The sequence below is a fragment of the Paramuribaculum intestinale genome (assembly GCF_003024925.1).
GTDB lineage: Bacteria > Bacteroidota > Bacteroidia > Bacteroidales > Muribaculaceae > Paramuribaculum > Paramuribaculum intestinale.
In genome coordinates this window covers 1-1,488 of sequence record NZ_PUED01000334.1, presented here as the reverse complement: position 1 = coordinate 1,488, position 1,488 = coordinate 1, and the positions used below count along the sequence as shown (strand labels likewise).

The window sequence follows — 1,488 nt, the reverse complement described above, 5'->3', positions numbered from 1 at the left end:
GATGATGAGGATATGGCACCTTGGGCATATCCTCATCATCTTCTATTCCATATCCAATGGATCTTTGATTGCACGGAAAGTCTCGCCATCCTGCATCATTAATATCGGCCATTTATCACAGAACAAATCTGCAAAAGCCCTCGGATTATCTGTGTGGATAGGGATGATAGCTCTGGGACTAAGCGTTGAAAACAACCAGTCGAGACTCTCCATGTCGCAATGCCCACTGGTATGTAAATATTCATAGTTGACAGGTACAGATTGTGCCAACTCAGAGCTATATGCCACATTTGACTTGTCGAGATATCCCCGCCACATGGAGAAATATGTTTTTCGACCTTCCGAGGGGATACGCGAAAGAAGACTATCAAATCTTCTGCCACCGCGAGCAATTATAACATAACCGTTTTCAGAAAGATTGTCTCGAAACTTATCGTTTACCCTGAACTCATCTCCTTCCCGATGTAGAACTATAGGTTCTCGTCCTTCCTTGTATCTGTATAGGCGGGATTTACCCCAGATTCTGTTTTTTCCGGCAACGATATCCATTATTTTCTTCTGGTATCCGTCAACATAAAACGGACGACCGGTTTTCAGCGCCGCATGGTAGAGACCAAACAAACGATCTATGTTCGTAGAAGAGAGATAGACTACATTGTACTTATTTTCAGCAAAGGCTTTGACGAATTCTGTCTGAAGTTCATGTTCCGACATGACGCCTGCAACAGGTCGACAAACATTCGTTGCCTCACAAACCAGATAATCTACCCTCCCCACGTATTTTTCAATGACTTGCGGTAGCTTGCTGCTACGGAAACCGTGTGTGCGGAAATCGCCGGTATGAAAAACTTTCAGTCCTCCCGCTTCAATGCGAAATGCGTAGGCATCGAAAGCGGAATGATCCATCACGACAGGCGTTATCTGAAATTCACCACATTCCAAGCTGACACCGGGAGTAAAGGTATTGGCCGATTTGAGTCGGATATTCAATGCTTTTTGCTTCTTGTCAACGTATCCGACATGCTCAGATAATCCTTCAAGAATCCCCTTTGCTGTCTGTCCAATGTAAATTGGCAATTCTTCATGAAGATCTGCTATGCAGGCTACATGGTCGCCATGGTAATGAGTAATCAGTAATGCACTTTTACTCAAATCACCATGAGTCAGACCTTCAACTTGTAGAGATGTTACAGCGTAGCCCGGCAACTGTTCGCCGTAATCGACAAACAGTTTCCAGCCGTTAGACTCGTATTCGGTAACACATCCACCTATCTGATTGGAGCCGCGATGGATTGTGATATTCATTTCTCGTAATTATTAATTTCGAGAATATTGGAAAAACTCAGTGAATTTGCCCCTCGGTTGACCAGATAAATTGACCCACTGAAAATCATTTACTTTAACACACCTACGGACAAGAACATTACCCCCTGGAAAAGGACTTTACCACAAAAAAAAAAAAAAAAAAAAAAAAAAAAAAAAAAAAAA

Annotated in this window: 1 protein-coding gene; it reads right to left on the bottom strand. The window is 42.7% G+C overall.

From position 1 onward, the window contains the following. Positions 1–42: 42 nt before the first annotated feature. Complete coding sequence (locus C5O24_RS13300; RefSeq protein ID WP_107681970.1) at positions 43–1,305, bottom strand: MBL fold metallo-hydrolase; 1,263 nt, start codon at positions 1,303–1,305, stop codon at positions 43–45. Positions 1,306–1,488: the final 183 nt, after the last annotated feature.